General features: G+C 39.0%; 17 protein-coding genes. 9 read left to right on the forward strand and 8 right to left on the reverse strand.

Features of this window, described 5'->3' with window-relative positions; genetic code table 11:
• Positions 1–5: 5 nt before the first annotated feature.
• Positions 6–212 (reverse strand): hypothetical protein, encoded by a 207-nt coding sequence (locus NXS00_RS02370; protein WP_258097511.1) that lies wholly within the window; start codon positions 210–212, stop codon positions 6–8.
• Positions 213–404: 192 nt separating this feature from the next.
• Between NXS00_RS02370 and NXS00_RS02375 the strand changes: the two genes are divergently transcribed.
• From NXS00_RS02375 to NXS00_RS02385, 3 genes are all read left to right on the forward strand, one after another.
• Positions 405–986, forward strand: coding sequence for a porin family protein (locus NXS00_RS02375; RefSeq protein ID WP_258097512.1), 582 nt, complete (start codon positions 405–407; stop codon positions 984–986).
• Between the two features lie 36 nt (positions 987–1,022).
• The gene (locus NXS00_RS02380) at positions 1,023–1,925 is read left to right on the forward strand and encodes a CPBP family intramembrane glutamic endopeptidase (RefSeq protein WP_258097513.1); all 903 of its coding nucleotides are present in this window, start codon (positions 1,023–1,025) and stop codon (positions 1,923–1,925) included.
• A 95-nt stretch (positions 1,926–2,020) separates the two neighbouring features.
• Positions 2,021–3,028 (forward strand): phage tail-like protein, encoded by a 1,008-nt coding sequence (locus tag NXS00_RS02385; RefSeq protein ID WP_258097514.1) that lies wholly within the window; start codon positions 2,021–2,023, stop codon positions 3,026–3,028.
• Between the two features lie 14 nt (positions 3,029–3,042).
• Here the strand turns inward: NXS00_RS02385 and NXS00_RS02390 are convergent, their stop codons facing one another.
• Positions 3,043–3,666 (reverse strand): histidine phosphatase family protein, encoded by a 624-nt coding sequence (locus NXS00_RS02390; protein ID WP_258097515.1) that lies wholly within the window; start codon positions 3,664–3,666, stop codon positions 3,043–3,045.
• 119 nt (positions 3,667–3,785) lie between these two features.
• Between NXS00_RS02390 and NXS00_RS02395 the strand changes: the two genes are divergently transcribed.
• The 3 genes from NXS00_RS02395 to menD are packed head-to-tail and all read left to right on the forward strand — an operon-like array spanning position 3,786 to position 7,072.
• A complete protein-coding gene (locus NXS00_RS02395) occupies positions 3,786–4,205 on the forward strand; it encodes a hotdog fold thioesterase (protein WP_258097516.1) in 420 nt (139 codons plus the stop codon).
• Between the two features lie 3 nt (positions 4,206–4,208).
• Positions 4,209–5,387 (forward strand): chorismate-binding protein, encoded by a 1,179-nt coding sequence (locus NXS00_RS02400; protein WP_258097517.1) that lies wholly within the window; start codon positions 4,209–4,211, stop codon positions 5,385–5,387.
• Positions 5,384–7,072, forward strand: a complete 1,689-nt coding sequence (menD, locus tag NXS00_RS02405) for a 2-succinyl-5-enolpyruvyl-6-hydroxy-3-cyclohexene-1-carboxylic-acid synthase (protein ID WP_258097518.1) — start codon at positions 5,384–5,386, stop codon at positions 7,070–7,072. Before NXS00_RS02400 ends, menD begins: the two co-directional genes overlap by 4 nt.
• 57 nt (positions 7,073–7,129) lie before the next feature.
• On the opposite strand, the gene NXS00_RS02410 is transcribed toward menD, so the two are convergent.
• From NXS00_RS02410 to NXS00_RS02420, 3 genes are all read right to left on the reverse strand, one after another.
• Entirely contained in the window at positions 7,130–8,107 is a 978-nt protein-coding gene (locus NXS00_RS02410; protein WP_258097519.1) for a FecR family protein, read from the reverse strand.
• Between the two features lie 61 nt (positions 8,108–8,168).
• The gene (locus NXS00_RS02415) at positions 8,169–9,569 is read right to left on the reverse strand and encodes a carboxypeptidase-like regulatory domain-containing protein (protein WP_258097520.1); all 1,401 of its coding nucleotides are present in this window, start codon (positions 9,567–9,569) and stop codon (positions 8,169–8,171) included.
• Positions 9,566–10,114 carry an RNA polymerase sigma-70 factor gene (locus tag NXS00_RS02420; protein WP_258097521.1) on the reverse strand — a complete coding sequence of 183 codons (549 nt, stop codon included), beginning with the start codon at positions 10,112–10,114 and terminating at the stop codon, positions 9,566–9,568. The genes NXS00_RS02415 and NXS00_RS02420 overlap by 4 nt, the downstream gene beginning before the upstream one ends.
• 16 nt (positions 10,115–10,130) lie before the next feature.
• On the opposite strand from NXS00_RS02420, the gene NXS00_RS02425 reads away from it, so the two are divergent.
• The 3 genes from NXS00_RS02425 (at position 10,131) to NXS00_RS02435 (ending at position 12,299) form a co-directional block, all read left to right on the forward strand.
• Positions 10,131–11,171 carry an AMP-binding protein gene (locus NXS00_RS02425; RefSeq protein ID WP_258097522.1) on the forward strand — a complete coding sequence of 347 codons (1,041 nt, stop codon included), beginning with the start codon at positions 10,131–10,133 and terminating at the stop codon, positions 11,169–11,171.
• Positions 11,168–11,863, forward strand: a complete 696-nt coding sequence (locus NXS00_RS02430; RefSeq protein WP_258097523.1) for a hypothetical protein — start codon at positions 11,168–11,170, stop codon at positions 11,861–11,863. The genes NXS00_RS02425 and NXS00_RS02430 overlap by 4 nt, the downstream gene beginning before the upstream one ends.
• A 79-nt stretch (positions 11,864–11,942) precedes the next feature.
• Entirely contained in the window at positions 11,943–12,299 is a 357-nt protein-coding gene (locus tag NXS00_RS02435; protein ID WP_258097524.1) for a DoxX-related protein, read from the forward strand.
• Here NXS00_RS02435 and NXS00_RS02440 read toward each other — a convergent pair.
• The 3 genes from NXS00_RS02440 to NXS00_RS02450 all read right to left on the reverse strand — a co-directional run bounded on the left by NXS00_RS02440 (position 12,296) and on the right by NXS00_RS02450 (position 14,466).
• Positions 12,296–13,342, reverse strand: a complete 1,047-nt coding sequence (locus tag NXS00_RS02440) for a PA0069 family radical SAM protein (RefSeq protein WP_258097525.1) — start codon at positions 13,340–13,342, stop codon at positions 12,296–12,298. The two genes, NXS00_RS02435 and NXS00_RS02440, sit on opposite strands and share 4 nt — an antisense overlap.
• Positions 13,343–13,381: 39 nt before the next feature.
• Positions 13,382–13,936, reverse strand: a complete 555-nt coding sequence (locus NXS00_RS02445; protein ID WP_258097526.1) for a rhomboid family intramembrane serine protease — start codon at positions 13,934–13,936, stop codon at positions 13,382–13,384.
• A gap of 62 nt (positions 13,937–13,998) precedes the next feature.
• A complete protein-coding gene (locus NXS00_RS02450; RefSeq protein WP_258097527.1) occupies positions 13,999–14,466 on the reverse strand; it encodes a hypothetical protein in 468 nt (155 codons plus the stop codon).
• Positions 14,467–14,523 lie beyond the last annotated feature (57 nt).

Consider the following 14,523-nt stretch of genomic DNA (forward strand, 5'->3'; position numbering starts at 1 on the left):
CTAATTTAATCACAAATCGTACAATCTCCTCTCTCTGAAGCATCACAATCATCAAATGACTGGTAACATTGTGTGGAACCAGGCACAGACCATGGCGAGCTAGATGGGCATCCGGCACATTCAGTAAGCAAATCATCTTCTGTACAGTGATTGAAGACCATTATCGTCAATATGGCCATCACAAAAAGTGGAAGTCGTAATTTTTTGATCATAGATGAAGAATTGAAGTACCTAAAATAAAAACTATAACTCAAGAAGTCATAGCTTGTTTTAGGAAATCAAATATCCTGCCATTTTTATATAGTCTGCATTTTTCGATTCATACGATTAAAATTCACATACCTCTATACGAAAATCAAGAATAAAGGCGTTCATGAGTTATTTACACCTAACTACTTATTGCCATGATGAAATACATCACCATAATCTTTTTATTAAGTACATTCTCAACAACAGCTCAAAAGCTATCCCCATATTTTGGATTGAATGCATCAAGTCACTGGATAAAGTCCAGTCAATCTGATTCAAGATACGCTTACGGTTTTAGGTCGGGTTTACAAGGAGGCATCAATTATACGCATCCATTAAACCGAATCGTACAACTCAGCTATCGTGCGGAATACGTTCAGAAGGGCTATGAATCACGTAACAATACCTTACATTATGTAGGCATTCAGCAGCAAGTGCAGTTCAATCCCTTCCCTAATAAAATCAAGAATGCCTACGCCGCTATTGGAGCAACCAATCACCGTCTGATGAAAGAGAGCCTCATAGATCAAATAGAAGATTACGATGGCACTCAGGCGATCATTCCCGGCAAGTATGACAAATGGAGCTTCGGTGGAGTGCTAGCTGTCGGATATTGGATCGACCGACTCAACCTGGAAGGAGGAATGAACTTTGACATAGCACCAAGCATAACATACAATCAATTTGAAGTTCGTAACTACCTATGGTACTTCAATGTCGGATTTAGCGTGCTATAATATTTTAGCTATCATTGCGACCTTAATACCGTCATAATGAATTTTAGCTGGAAAGGAGTATTACGAGTTTTGGGTATCATCATCCCCCTCGTTTTTATCATTGGAGTTTGTTTGATAATTACAACACAATCCTTAGGTCTAGAACTAAAGAATCTAAAACAACCTTCTCCTGTTAGTCAAATGTACCTCAAACTAAGTGAACTAATCGGCACATGTTTGACGCTTTGGTTGTTCATTGTTGGAGTCAATAAAGAAAAACTGTCGGTACTTGGTCTTCAACTTAAAGGTCATTACAAAGACCTGGTCATTGGATTATTAGCGGGCTTGTTCATAATGTCTGGAGGAATATTGATCTTCAAGTTATTTGATCTTGGCACATTCTGGTTTACAGGATTTGACTGGTCACAAATACTAATTTCCGTTCTTCTATTCACCTTTGTCAGCTTTATGGAAGAGCTACTTTGTAGAGGTTATGTCCAGAGAAATCTAGAAAAATCCTTTAACAGATACATCGCGCTCATAGTAGCATCCACGATCTTTGCTTCCATTCACCTGGCCAATCCGCACATGGACTGGTTTAGTTTCACTTATCTGGTAGTAGCTGGATTGGCTTTAGGATGGTGGTACATGGAGACTGGCAATCTATGGTTTTCGATAGGCTTCCACTTCAGTTGGAATTTCTTCCAAACTATGTTTGGGTTCAATGTCAGTGGACAGGATTTCTACGGCATTTATGAATTAGAAACCAAGGAAGAGAACCTTTTGAATGGAGGAGATTTTGGATTTGAAGGATCTATCTGGGCTGTTATCACTAAAGGGTTGATCATAGTTTTTACTATTTGGTACCTCAACCGACATCCAGAAAAGAAAATTCGATCAGGTCTTCACAATCAAAATCACAACGAAGATGAATCCAATTCAGATGCTCCAATTCATTGATTATAACAATGCCTAAATGACTAAGTCATTCTGAGGGTGTTTGTGTTTTTCGAATAACGGACTTATATTCAAACCTTTATACCCTACCCTACAAAATGATGATTAAATATACTACCCTGACAGTGCTCATATGGAGCGCTTGCATTTCCTATGTTTTTGCTCAAACGGAAAATGGAATTGGAATTGGAACAACTGATGTTGCCGATGACGCTATTTTAGAAATAGAATCGACAAATAAAGGAATCCTTATTCCTAGATGGCCAAATTTGATTACTCCATCTAATTCAACGGAAGCAATTGGACTGCTAGTTTTCAGTGAAAGTGATAATAGTTTTCAGGTCTGGACTTCTAACGGGTGGAAAAAGGTACTCCAAGAGGATGGTTCTGCTCAAGTTTCATCATTGAATTCAACATCTGGTATTTCCGCCTCCAATACAATATCAGGACAAGATTTAGCGGCATCAAGAAATATTACAGCAACGAATAACATAACAGCAACGAATGACATTTCAGGGCGGAATATTACAGCCAGCACTACCGTACAAGGTCAGACAGTAACTGCAACTGGAAATTTAAGTGGCAATTCCATTTCATCAACCAATAACATTACAGCAAATGGTGAATTTATCGGCAATGGTGTTGTTCCTAAAGGAGGCATTATTATGTGGTCTGGGCCAGTCGGTAATATTCCATCTAATTTTGAGATTTGTGATGGAGGAACAGTTAATGGTGTGCAAATCCCCAATCTAATTGACAAATTCATCATGGCAGCACCATCTGCTTCTAATAGAAATGGTAAAATCACGATCAATCCTTCAGGTGGAAACGATTATACCATTAGTGAACCATCATGTTCACAATATCAATATTTATATTCTGGTACTTATGTCAATACTTGTAGTTCATCTTATCCATCAGCAAGATTTTCCGATGTTCCAGCGTCAGGCTGTGCACATGCGGCTCAAATCGCCAGTAGTTGTAGTTCAGCACAAGTAGCAGGAGGCTGTACAACTGTTGCTAATCCAAACTATTACAAAACTAAAGAAGCCTGCCGAGTTGCTTCTGGCTATTATCAGCTCGCATTTATCATTCGTGTTCGGTAATTAGGTAAGCCTTGTCAATCAATTGACTTCAAATGGCCCACCTCATTAAACACCTCAATTGAATATTGATTTCCCGCATGATTAACCACATACAAACCCAGGTTTTTGTGCGGGAAGTTATCCATCATGGATAACGGGTAATTCAGCATCCAGCATAGCAAAATGCGAATAGCTCTTCCATGGATGCAAATCAAAATGATTTGCTCCTCTTCATCCGGTTTACTTAAAATATAATCAAATGCTCTTTGCTGTCGTTCTGCCACTTCTCCAGGGGTTTCGCCACCATCTATTCGAGCTGAAAGGTCTCCTTCTGCCCATTTCTGTGCAGTTTCTTGATATACCGTTGAAGTCTCAAGAGTGAAAGCAACTCCTTCCTGAATTCCCCAACTTATCTCTCTCAGATCAGCCAACGACTCATAAGGAATTCCTGAATCAATGAATTTCTGAACAGATTGCTCAGTCCGAACCAGGTTGCTTACATAGATTTTATCGAAAGACATGTTTTTGTATTTCTGATAGAAAGCTTCGGCTTGCTGTAACCCTGTTTCATTGAGCGGAGCGTCTATTCCACTACCTTGAACCATGCCTTTTCGGTTATACTCTGTCTCTCCGTGCCTTACTATGTAGAATTTCTTCAATGAATCGATGGGTTTAAATGAGGTCGCAAACTTAAGGAAAGCAAAACTTTCAAACCATTAATCAAAGTCTCATCTCTTATGTCTGAACTCTTATTTAGATTTATGGCAAAATTCAATCTATGATTCCAGAGGGCATTACTCCAGAAGGATTAAATAATTTTTCCAAGGGCTGCATGGTCGAACATGTAGGCATTCGTTTCACTGAAGTGGGTTCTGATTATATCAAAGCAGAAATGCCTGTCGATCCTAAAACTACTCAACCATTTGGTTTGTTACATGGAGGAGCATCAGTGGTGTTAGCAGAAACATTAGGCAGTGTGGCTGCCAGTGTAATTGTAACCCCACTGGGTAAAATGGCGGTAGGATTGGAAATTTCAGCGAACCATATTAAGGGTAAAAAGGATGGTGTAGTTACTGGAATGGCCAAACCTGTACACATAGGCCGAAGTACCCATTTATGGGAAATTAGAATCACAGATGAACAAAATCAGTTGATTTGCCTGAGTAAGATCACCATGGCAATCATCGATAAAAAGTAATACATGCAACATCAGTTAGAGCAAGCGTATCGATTAACTACCAGGATTGAAGCATTTGATTTCTTAAGAAAGGTATTGAGATCCACTTATCCAATTGCTATTTGGAGACTGCCACGTACCAATACGATGCATGCTTTGATCGATCTGACCACCAACGAACAACAGAGAAGTCGTGAAATCGAAAGCTTAAACAAAAGCTTTGTGGTTAATGGGTATTGTGACACACATCCAACCAATCCATTGGTATTAAATGGTGATATTATCCTTACCATTGATGAAGAAGGCGTTTCATTAGAAACATGCCCTACTCTTTCTGCAGATAAGCTGGAGGACTTTCAAGCTAATTTAATTAGCGAAAAGCCAGTTAAACCTTTAATCGACTCAGTATCGAGTAGCTATCAAGACATTGTCTCAAAGGCTGTTAACAGTATCAAATCCGGGAATCTACACAAAGTGGTATTGTCCAGGTTTGAAGATTTTGACTTGAAGGAAGGATTTGATGCATTAGATACGCTTCAGGCACTGTCAGATAAGTATGAAAATGCCTTTTGCCACCTAACCAATACCCAAACCTATGGATGCTGGATGGGTGCCAGTCCTGAAAAGTTGATTGCCATAGAAAATGGTCAGTTCTTTTCAACAGATGCATTGGCAGGCACTCAGGTTCTACCAGAAAACACCGACTTAATGGATGTGGCCTGGACACAAAAAGAGATCGAGGAGCAAGCGATGGTGAGCCGCTACATCATTGATTGCTTCAAAAAAATCAGGCTCAGAGAGTTTGATGAAATTGGTCCAAGAACTGTCAAAGCAGGAAATCTAACACATTTAAAAACAGCATTCAAGGTGGATATGGAACTTACCAATAGTCCTATGCTTGGAAGCACCATGTTGGAACTCCTCCATCCTACTTCTGCAGTTTGTGGCATGCCTAGAGAGCTGGCTGATGAGTTTATCAAGACACATGAAGGCTATCAAAGGTCGTTATATGCTGGGTTCCTGGGTCCTGTTAGGTTCAACGGCAATTCAGATCTTTTTGTCAACCTTAGATGCATGCAATTAGATGAGAGCAAGGCACGCTTGTATGCTGGTGCAGGGATTACGGAGTACTCAAACCCTGAAAAGGAATATCAGGAGACCTCTAACAAAATGCAAACGATGTTAAAAGTGTTAAACGCATGATGAATCAATCCGTATTTGATACATCCGAAGTATTAGCATTAAAAGGCATACGACATGTGGTTTTATCTCCCGGATCAAGAAATGCTCCTTTGACCATTAGTTTTGCACGTAATCCTAAAATCAAAACATACAACGTCGTTGATGAGCGTTCTGCAGGCTTTATTGCTCTGGGAATCGCACAAAAACTGAAACAACCAGTGGTATTGTGCTGTACGTCTGGGACTTCCCTACTCAATTATGCACCTGCAGTGGCAGAAGCTTACTATCAAGGCATTCCATTGATTGTGATTTCTGCAGATAGACCTCAAGAATGGATTGGCCAATTAGATGGACAAACTATAGATCAATTAGGTGCACTTTCCAATTTTGTCAAAAGAACCTTCCACCTTCCGGCAAACCCTGAAGGAGAAGAAAACTGGGAATATACACGCAAACTAAACGAAGCGATCAACCTAAGCAATCACGGCAAGAAAGGCCCCATACATATCAATATTCCATTTAGAGAGCCATTTTACCCTACAGCTGATCAAGAGTTGAGTTTTTCGAAAGATCTAAAGATTATTCATCCGTTTAGCAAAGCTGGAAACGCTATTCCAGATGAAGAATTCATCTCCAAATGGCACCTTTCGGATAGAAGACTGATCATTGTTGGGCAAAATGACTATTCTGAAGAACTAGACAATGTTTTAGGAGAGCTTACGGATAAGGTGGTCATTATAGCGGATGTCATATCTAATACATCTACTATTGATGCGATAAGACATCATGACTTATTCCTTGCTGCAATAGAACAAAAACTAGCGGACAGCTTAAAACCTGAACTGGTAATCACCATTGGTAAATCAGTAATTAGCAAGAACCTCAAGCTGTTCTTAAGAAAGTATAAACCAGAAATGCTCTGGCAGATCAGCCCAGAACTAAACCAGGCAGACACCTTCCAGTCCTTGACATCAGTCATCACTTCCGACCCAACAGCTTTTCTAACTTCCTTAGATCATCAATCTGAAAAAGAGCAGTTCAACCAGCAGGTAACGAGCAATTTCATCCAAAACTGGCAGATAGAAGACTCTAAGACAAAGCGTAAGCTGAATAAAGCACTCGAAGTACTGGACTGGAGTGAATTCACCGCATTTTATGAAGTGATCAAAAGCATACCTGCCGGTTCAGATGTTCACTTGGCGAATAGCATGCCTGTCCGTTTTGCCAATTTCATTCAACAACTAAATCCGAATATTGAGATATTCTGCAACCGAGGAACAAGCGGCATAGATGGCACGAATGGTACGGCAGTTGGTCACTCTCTAGTTACAGAGCGCTCTACCTATCTCCTAACGGGTGATTTGAGCTTCTTCTACGATCGCAATGCCTTCTTCCATCCCTATGAAATGGACAATTTGAAGATAATCGTCTTCAACAATGCTGGCGGTGGCATTTTCCGCTTGATCAATGGTCCAGCTAATCTACCAGAGTTAGAGCAGCATTTCGAAACCAGACACAGCCATACAGCTAAATACACAGCTTTGGAATATGGTTTTGATTATCATGGAGTGAAAGATGCCGACTCACTTGAAAAAGCCCTCAAGTCCATTCACAAAGACAATCGAGGAGCTAAGCTTGTCGAAGTATTCACAGATCCGGATACAAACCTTGAGGTATTTAAAGCTGTAAAGGCAGCTGTGAAATAAAAAAGCCACTTTGACATTACATCAGCATGGCTTTATATTACTTAATTACCCGTTTCTTTATTGGCAACCCTCTCCTTTGAAGGTTACTTGATCTCCATTGATTTCATAGGTCATATTGAAAGTCTCTGCAATCAGCTTCACTACTTCGTCTGAAGACTTTTTATTGTATTTAGCAGTTAGATAACAACCACTTAACGATGGGTTTTCAAATGCAACACTCAATCCATAAACATCATTGAGCACCTCACTTACTCTTGTCATTCTTGCGCGGTTAAACGTTAAAATCTCGTTTTGCCATGCTAGATAGTTATCATCTGAAATTTTCTTTTTCTTGATTCCTTTCTCTCCCACTGCGAGGATTCCCATTTCACCTTTTTTCAGTTGGATCTCCATTGTATTCTTCCCAAAATACTTTTGGTTTTGCCCGAAGGCTACTATACCTGATTCAACCATTACTTCTGTAATCAAATCCTTTTCGTTGGAATTAACTACAAAAGATGTTCCCAAAACTCTTATTTGCGAACTTTCAGTTTGAATGACAAAGGGTTTCTTTTCATCTCTTTCTACATCAAAGTAAACCTTACCCGTCATTTGGACCTCTCTCACTCCTTCAAAATCTCCCATAGCGAGACTTCCTCCCTTATGTACGGTCACCGAAGAGCCATCAGGAAGTTCGAACACTGTTTTTTCAGTTAGAATTTGACCCCAAGGCTGATCTTCATAATTTGGTTTCAATAGAAAAAACAACAAACTGATAACAACAACAATAGATGCAGCCACTTGAATTGGTCTCTGTTGCCATAAAGGAACAATCTTAACAGGTTCTTCCAACACCACTTCATCCACTGTATCACCAAAAATGCCATTCAGAATAGACTGATTTGGTTTATCATTTACAAATGTGGCCGCCCAACTCGTTTTGTACTCCAAAAAAGCCTTTGCATTCTCATCTGATTCCGCTCTCCAGTTTTTCACAATTTCCGTTTCTTCACTTGAAGCTTCGCCTGAAAAATACTTAGCTAATAATTCTTCCATTCCTTTTGTATGCTATGTCTTATCAACAATTACTAAAAGGGTTTCCCCTATCCTTTATATATCAATTATCTGTTTTTGGACTATAATCTATGGGCATCAACTCGGACATTCTTTCCCAACTCCAATAACCATAAAATCTAACTTCTTCTGGCTCCGTTAATTGACTGTTTTTTAATAGCCTAATTTTCGGTTTCAATAAGGTCATCGAACTAACCTGATACTGATTAGTAGATGGCCCCATAACATTAGTCACTTCAAATCCCTTTAGTCGCTGATCTTCCTGAATAGACCCTTGATAAGAAGTATTTCTAAATTCCTTACGATACTCAACAATCATGTATCCCTCAAAATCCAGGTAAGTCCGTCCCAAACTATCCGTCAAAATTATATCATCTTTTTGAGACACCTCTCGGTTATGGTTTGGATCATTCACATCTTCCGTGAGGTAAATATGATATCCCTCAGACCTTAGGTTGTCATTAAGCAAAGTCTTTAGAAAGTGAAAAGTCGATCCATAATAGCTGCGCTCACGATTCTTTTTCCATCGCTTTTTGGTTCTATGATTTTCAGGTTCCAACTCTTTGAAAGATGCTCTCACATGAAACTCCGTAGATTTTGGTCCACTAGTAAAATAATCAATCTCAAACATCACTTGATAGCCAAGTCCCTTATTCTCCATGATCAAAGGTTCCTTGACTACAGCCTCGTAGGTGCCTAGACTATCAGAATATGAAAATTCCAGAATATCAGGATTTAAGAACGTGCATCGGTTGGCATTGGTCGAACTACCAATAAACTCTTCACTGAAACTTTTATAGTAGTGAATCCAATCATCTTCGCTCACAAGTGGTTTTGAGGAAACCTCTATACCTTTTAGCAGATTGGTAGCAGTCTTCATAGATGCATTGATAACATAATTCGATGGATCCGCAGAATTGATCTCAAATGCTGAAGGCGCATACCCTATATGAGAAAAAATAACCTGATAATTTCCAGGCTTAAGTCCATTCAATTCATAATTACCTTTTGAATCTGTATAAGCACCAATGGTAGACCCATTGATGTATACGTGTGCTCCAAAAACTGGCTCTCCTGTCTCATCATCCTTCACCCAACCAGAAATATTAGTATATACTTTCTTGTTTCCTTCACTGTCTCTCAGCACCTTTCTCAGAATAATCTGATCTTCTATTTTCGTAAACTCAAGATGTGTTCCTATAAAGAGGCTTTTTAATAAATCATCAATAAAGACTTGCTCATGTTTCAAAGTAAACAAGCTGCCATGAGGCATAATATTGGCATTGTAAGAGAAGAAATATCCTGATCTGGCTGAAATGCTATCCAAGATAATTTCCAGGCTTTCATCGTTAAACTGAATATCGATAGTATCTCTTATCTGCCCTTTGAGATGACTCAAAGTCAGCGTTAATAGCAAACACAAAAAAGAGACTCTTCGAATCATTCCATTACCTTCAAGTCCTGAAGTCGCTCTCTCAGTACTTTTAATGCTTTTCCCATCTGTACTTCTACCGTTTTAATAGAAATTTCAAGATGATCAGCAATTTCCTGGTACTTCAGTCCTTCAAATCTACTCAACTTAAAAATTTCAGAACATCTTGGGGGTAATTGATCTATCTCCTCCATGATTCTTCCTTCCACATTGGGTTTCTCAGGAGCGTATACTGCTTCCTGAGCTTCTTCCATGAAACCAATGATGTATTGACGATAAGAATCTTTGACTTTTTGATGCTTGATAAAATTGAGACAGGTATTATGAACAGAACGATACAGATAACTTTTTACTGAGGATTCTGGAGCCAGGTTCTCACATTTCTCCCAAAACTTGACAAAGACATCCTGAACAATTTCCTCTGCCTCTTCCATTTCGTCCATGAATCGCATGGCATATGCTTTCATAAGACCATAATATTCATTGAAGACAAGTTCAAATGCACGCTTATCTTTGTTACGTAAACGTTCTACCAGTATAGATTCAGAATCTTGCAAGCTAGATTGAGTTAATATGTTGATCCACTTAGAAAAACAAAAGCTAACCACTGGTCAGCTAATAAGCAGAAATATAGTTGAAAATATCTCTGATGACGAAAAAAAAGTCATTAAGGTTATAACAGCATGGCAAGACAATACCCCATTTTTTGAACTTACAACTTCTGGATCTACAGGTCAACCCACTGCTATTCAGCTGCATAGAGATCAAATCAAATACAGTGCCCAGTCTTCATTAGCCTTCCTTGATCCATCTAAATCTTTCAAGACAACTCTACTTTGCATCAACCCGGACTTCATTGGTGGTTTAATGGTGATCATCAGGTCTCTCATTCAGGGAATGGATCTTACGGTTATTCCTGCTAGCTCCTCTTTTGAGCATCTTCCAAAAGACAAAACATTTGATCTTACCTCCATGGTACCGCTCCAGCTACAAAGTCTGATAGATCAACAACCAGACAAACTCAATCAATTTAGAACGATTTTGATTGGTGGTGCCCCTTTATCAGCCAGCTACATAGCGGAGTTAGCAAACTTTCCTCATCTTCAGGTTTATCAAACCTATGGTATGACAGAAACAGCCAGTCATATTGCTTTGAAAAACCTCTCTGAGCAAGAAACAACCTATCGAACACTCGGCGACGTTCAGATTGATGTAGACGACAGACAATGTCTTAAATTAAAGGGAACCATCACTAATAATGAATGGATTCAAACCAATGATGTAGTTCATATCATTTCATCCTCAGAATTTGAGTGGTTAGGACGTGCGGATTTCACGATCAATTCAGGTGGCATTAAAATTCATCCAGAAATCTTAGAAGAGCAGCTAAGTTCCCAAATCAAATTCCCTTTCTTTGTGGCTGGAATAGATGATGACAAACTTGGTCAAAAGGCTATTTTGTTGATCGAATCAGAAAATGAACATTCTATAGACTTTTCAGCAATTGATAGATACAAACGACCAAAAGAAGTGCATTACCTAAATCAATTCCGATATACCCAAAGTGGTAAAATCAATAGAAAAGAAACGCTTGAGTTAATCAAACACCCATGAACGTAAAAGTATCTTACCAGACCCTTCAGTTACCCCCACCATTCGCTTTTGCTTATACACTGAATCTTACATTCAATGAAGAATCTCTGGATATCCAGTATGAATTGGAATTCATGAATAGAGAGCAGATCACTTTGGAAGAGATTGAAGAAGAAGGCTATAGTGAAAACGATGATTTTATCTGGCAAGGATCATTAGGCAAAGAATGGGTAGATAACCTGCGTGATGACCTTGATCAGATCGAATTAGAAGATGAAAGTGAAGACTTTAACATTTACTTGCATGTAGAGTTTGATGATGAACGTGAAGGTCTTGCCGTGCTAGCGGAAGATTGGGATTTCAGACTTCAGGAATTGATTCAAGCCATTTATGAAAGAGCAGGACTAGAAGCCAAACTCATCATGAAATTGATGCACATCAATGGTAGTGAGCGTGCAATTTACCAGCTTGAGGGTTCCTTTGAGCATCTTTCTGGAAGCGTCAATAACAAGCCCATTGAATGGGAAGCTTTGCACGAATTGGTTGAAGATATCTACACTATCGATTTCGATGAGGAACCCATAGAGAAACCAAATAAGGATGGACTTTGGATAGATCCAGATGGCTCTGGTCAATACCAACTATTTGACAAACAAGCTGGCCCGAAATCTATAGAGATTAAATCGAGAATTTTAGCCAAACTGAGGGGTTAAGCACATAATTTGTTTATACCCTTTCAAATGTGTAAATTTTGGTTGACAACATTAACAACTATCAACCAACGCTATCACTATGAAAGGGTTTGAATTCCTTGGCAAGCTACTTTATGCAGCCCCATTAGCTCTATTTGGCATCTTCCATTTTATGAATGCCTCATCCATGTCTGGAATGGTTCCATCTTACTTACCTATCCGAGAAGCCTGGGTGTACTTAACCGGTTTAGCTTTAATTCTGGCGGCAGTAGCTATTTTAACCGGAAAAAAGGCAAAACTCGCCACTCTGCTTTTGGGAGTAATGATCTTGAGTTTCGCTCTTCTGATCCATCTAAGTGGTTTCATGAATGGAAATGCGACTTCTTCATCAATGTTTCTTAAAGACATTACGATAGCAGGCGCAGCATTTTTCATGAGCTCCAAGTTGAAGAACTAAAACTCAAATAAGCTCATAGTGCCTCCTTTCCTGAAAAGGTTCATATTGTAAGGAGGCATTACTCTGTCTTTGAAGTATTTCTGTTGCGACTTCTTAAATAGCTGATTAATGATTTCTGCGTAATGTCCCTCTCCTTTTAGTCTGCGCTGCCAATTAGTATCGTTGGGTTTACCACCGTGAAGTGCGCGCACTTGATTCATCACTTTATCCGCTCTGTCCGGATAAAATTGACGTAGCCACTGCTCAAAGATTTCAGCAATCTGGCCATTTAGTCTGACAACCGTAAACCCTGCATCAACGGCACCAGCATCAGCTACAGCTTTTAGCAATGTTGGAATCTCAGTATGATTCAATCCAGGGATGATTGGAGCCATCATCACTCCTACAGGTATTCCAGCTTTCGTTAGTTCCTCTACAGCTTTTATTCGGTTCTTTGCTGTACTGGTTCGTGGTTCCATTAGTGAACGCAAACGATCATCCTGAGTGGTAACACTTAAATAAACATGTACCAGCCCTAATTGAGCCAACTCTGATAACAAATCAAGATCTCTTAGTACAAGCGCATTCTTAGTAATTAAACTTACAGGATTCCGATATTTCAGCATAACCTTAAGCACTTCTCTAGTTAGTTTGAATTGTTTCTCAGCAGGCTGATAACAATCTGTATTCCCTGAAAGCATGATCGGCTGTACTTTCCATGTTGGCTTCATCAATTGCTCATCTAGTCGCTTGGCTACGTTTTGCTTAACAATGATCTTGCTCTCAAAATCAAGTCCGGAGCTAAACCCCCAATAGGTGTGTGAATTACGAGCATAACAATACGTGCAGCCATGTTCACAACCTTGATATGGATTAATTGAATATTGCCATTTTAAATCTGGACTATCATTTTTACTTAAAACACTTTTAGGAGACTCATAATACCATTCTGTTTTAGGTCGCTCGTCGGCAGTGTATTCATCGATTCCTTCATCATGAATAACTCCAACACTGTTTTTCAAAAATGGATTCGCGGGATTATACTGAGCGCCTTTACCTTTCATTAGGTAAAATTACTAATATTTTTAGTTTTACTAATATTATTAGCCATATACTTTTGAAACTTTGCTCATTGTAAATGCACTACCCATTCCTACGATAAACCCCATAAGATGAGACTCCCAACTGACATAACTATTCTGTGGTAAAATCCCGTAAATAAGTCCTCCATAAGCCAAAAGCACAATAATAGAAATGATGATGGATCGAAATTTCCTTCTGAATATGCCGAAAAATATCAGAAAACTAGCCAGAGCATAAACCAAGCCACTGGCACCAATGTGATAAAAGTCCTGTCTTCCGAAAACCCACACCAGAATATTGGTAAAAAAGTAACATTGTAAGAATATCTGCGGAGCTATACGATCATAAAAAAGGTAAATCGCTGCACCTAAAAAAAGTACTGGAAAAGTGTTGGAAACGAGATGTGTAAGATTGCCATGAACGAGTGGTGCGGTTAAAATACCGATAGTACCTCGAAGTGTGAGTGGTTTTATTCCCAGAAAACCAAGATCAATGTGCATGTATAGCTGAATGCTATAAAACAACCACATAAAAAACACCAACCTCATTGGAGGAACTAAACTACTTTTATACACAGCTGTAAAATAAAAAAGCTGACCGTTTGTTCAGTCAGCTTTTCATCAATTATTCGTATTTCTTATTTCTTCTCTGGATCGTTGATCATTCTCAACTCAATTAGCTTAGACTCTTCATAGCTAACAGATAGATAACCCAAAATTCCTCCAGAAGCTTCAGCAATCTTTTTAGCAAGATCTTTAAGCGATGCATAAAGTTTTACTGCGAAGTTTTTATCAATCTTTGGTAAGATAAAATTCAACTTTCTCAATTCTGTTGTTATTGCTTTGCTACGCTCTTCTGCATCTTCAGGAAGTTCACTGATCAACGTGTTGAATTTAGACTCAAAAGATGCTCCAACAGCTTTATAATACTCTACCAGTTGCTCTCTAGCTCTACCTTGCTTGCTGTGTGCAACCTCGATTGCTTCCTTACGCTCTGATTTATCTATATCACCATCTGCTCCAGCAATTAGGATAGCCACATAAACTGGTGCAGTAAGCAATACCTCTACTTCGTCTTCTCTGAGGTTTTCAAATTCTTTAACCATTGTCATTCATTTTGGAAAGTGGCTCGAAAATAGTAAATAATCAGGGTTTTAAGCAAT

This window comes from Marinoscillum pacificum, assembly GCF_024714495.1.
Taxonomy (GTDB): Bacteria; Bacteroidota; Bacteroidia; order Cytophagales; family Cyclobacteriaceae; genus Marinoscillum; species Marinoscillum pacificum.

Excerpts from the sequence above, each read along its gene's own strand:
- NXS00_RS02425 (WP_258097522.1), top strand. The coding sequence starts at position 10,131 with ATGTTGATCCACTTAGAAAAACAAAAGCTAACCACTGGTCAGCTAATA.
- NXS00_RS02450 (WP_258097527.1), bottom strand. The coding sequence starts at position 14,466 with ATGGTTAAAGAATTTGAAAACCTCAGAGAAGACGAAGTAGAGGTATTG.
- NXS00_RS02410 (WP_258097519.1), bottom strand. The coding sequence starts at position 8,107 with ATGGAAGAATTATTAGCTAAGTATTTTTCAGGCGAAGCTTCAAGTGAA.
- NXS00_RS02400 (WP_258097517.1), top strand. The coding sequence starts at position 4,209 with ATGCAACATCAGTTAGAGCAAGCGTATCGATTAACTACCAGGATTGAA.
- NXS00_RS02430 (WP_258097523.1), top strand. The coding sequence starts at position 11,168 with ATGAACGTAAAAGTATCTTACCAGACCCTTCAGTTACCCCCACCATTC.
- menD (WP_258097518.1), top strand. The coding sequence starts at position 5,384 with ATGATGAATCAATCCGTATTTGATACATCCGAAGTATTAGCATTAAAA.
- NXS00_RS02370 (WP_258097511.1), bottom strand. The coding sequence starts at position 212 with ATGATCAAAAAATTACGACTTCCACTTTTTGTGATGGCCATATTGACG.
- NXS00_RS02415 (WP_258097520.1), bottom strand. The coding sequence starts at position 9,569 with ATGATTCGAAGAGTCTCTTTTTTGTGTTTGCTATTAACGCTGACTTTG.
- NXS00_RS02375 (WP_258097512.1), top strand. The coding sequence starts at position 405 with ATGATGAAATACATCACCATAATCTTTTTATTAAGTACATTCTCAACA.
- NXS00_RS02380 (WP_258097513.1), top strand. The coding sequence starts at position 1,023 with ATGAATTTTAGCTGGAAAGGAGTATTACGAGTTTTGGGTATCATCATC.
- NXS00_RS02435 (WP_258097524.1), top strand. The coding sequence starts at position 11,943 with ATGAAAGGGTTTGAATTCCTTGGCAAGCTACTTTATGCAGCCCCATTA.
- NXS00_RS02440 (WP_258097525.1), bottom strand. The coding sequence starts at position 13,342 with ATGAAAGGTAAAGGCGCTCAGTATAATCCCGCGAATCCATTTTTGAAA.
- NXS00_RS02395 (WP_258097516.1), top strand. The coding sequence starts at position 3,786 with ATGATTCCAGAGGGCATTACTCCAGAAGGATTAAATAATTTTTCCAAG.
- NXS00_RS02385 (WP_258097514.1), top strand. The coding sequence starts at position 2,021 with ATGATGATTAAATATACTACCCTGACAGTGCTCATATGGAGCGCTTGC.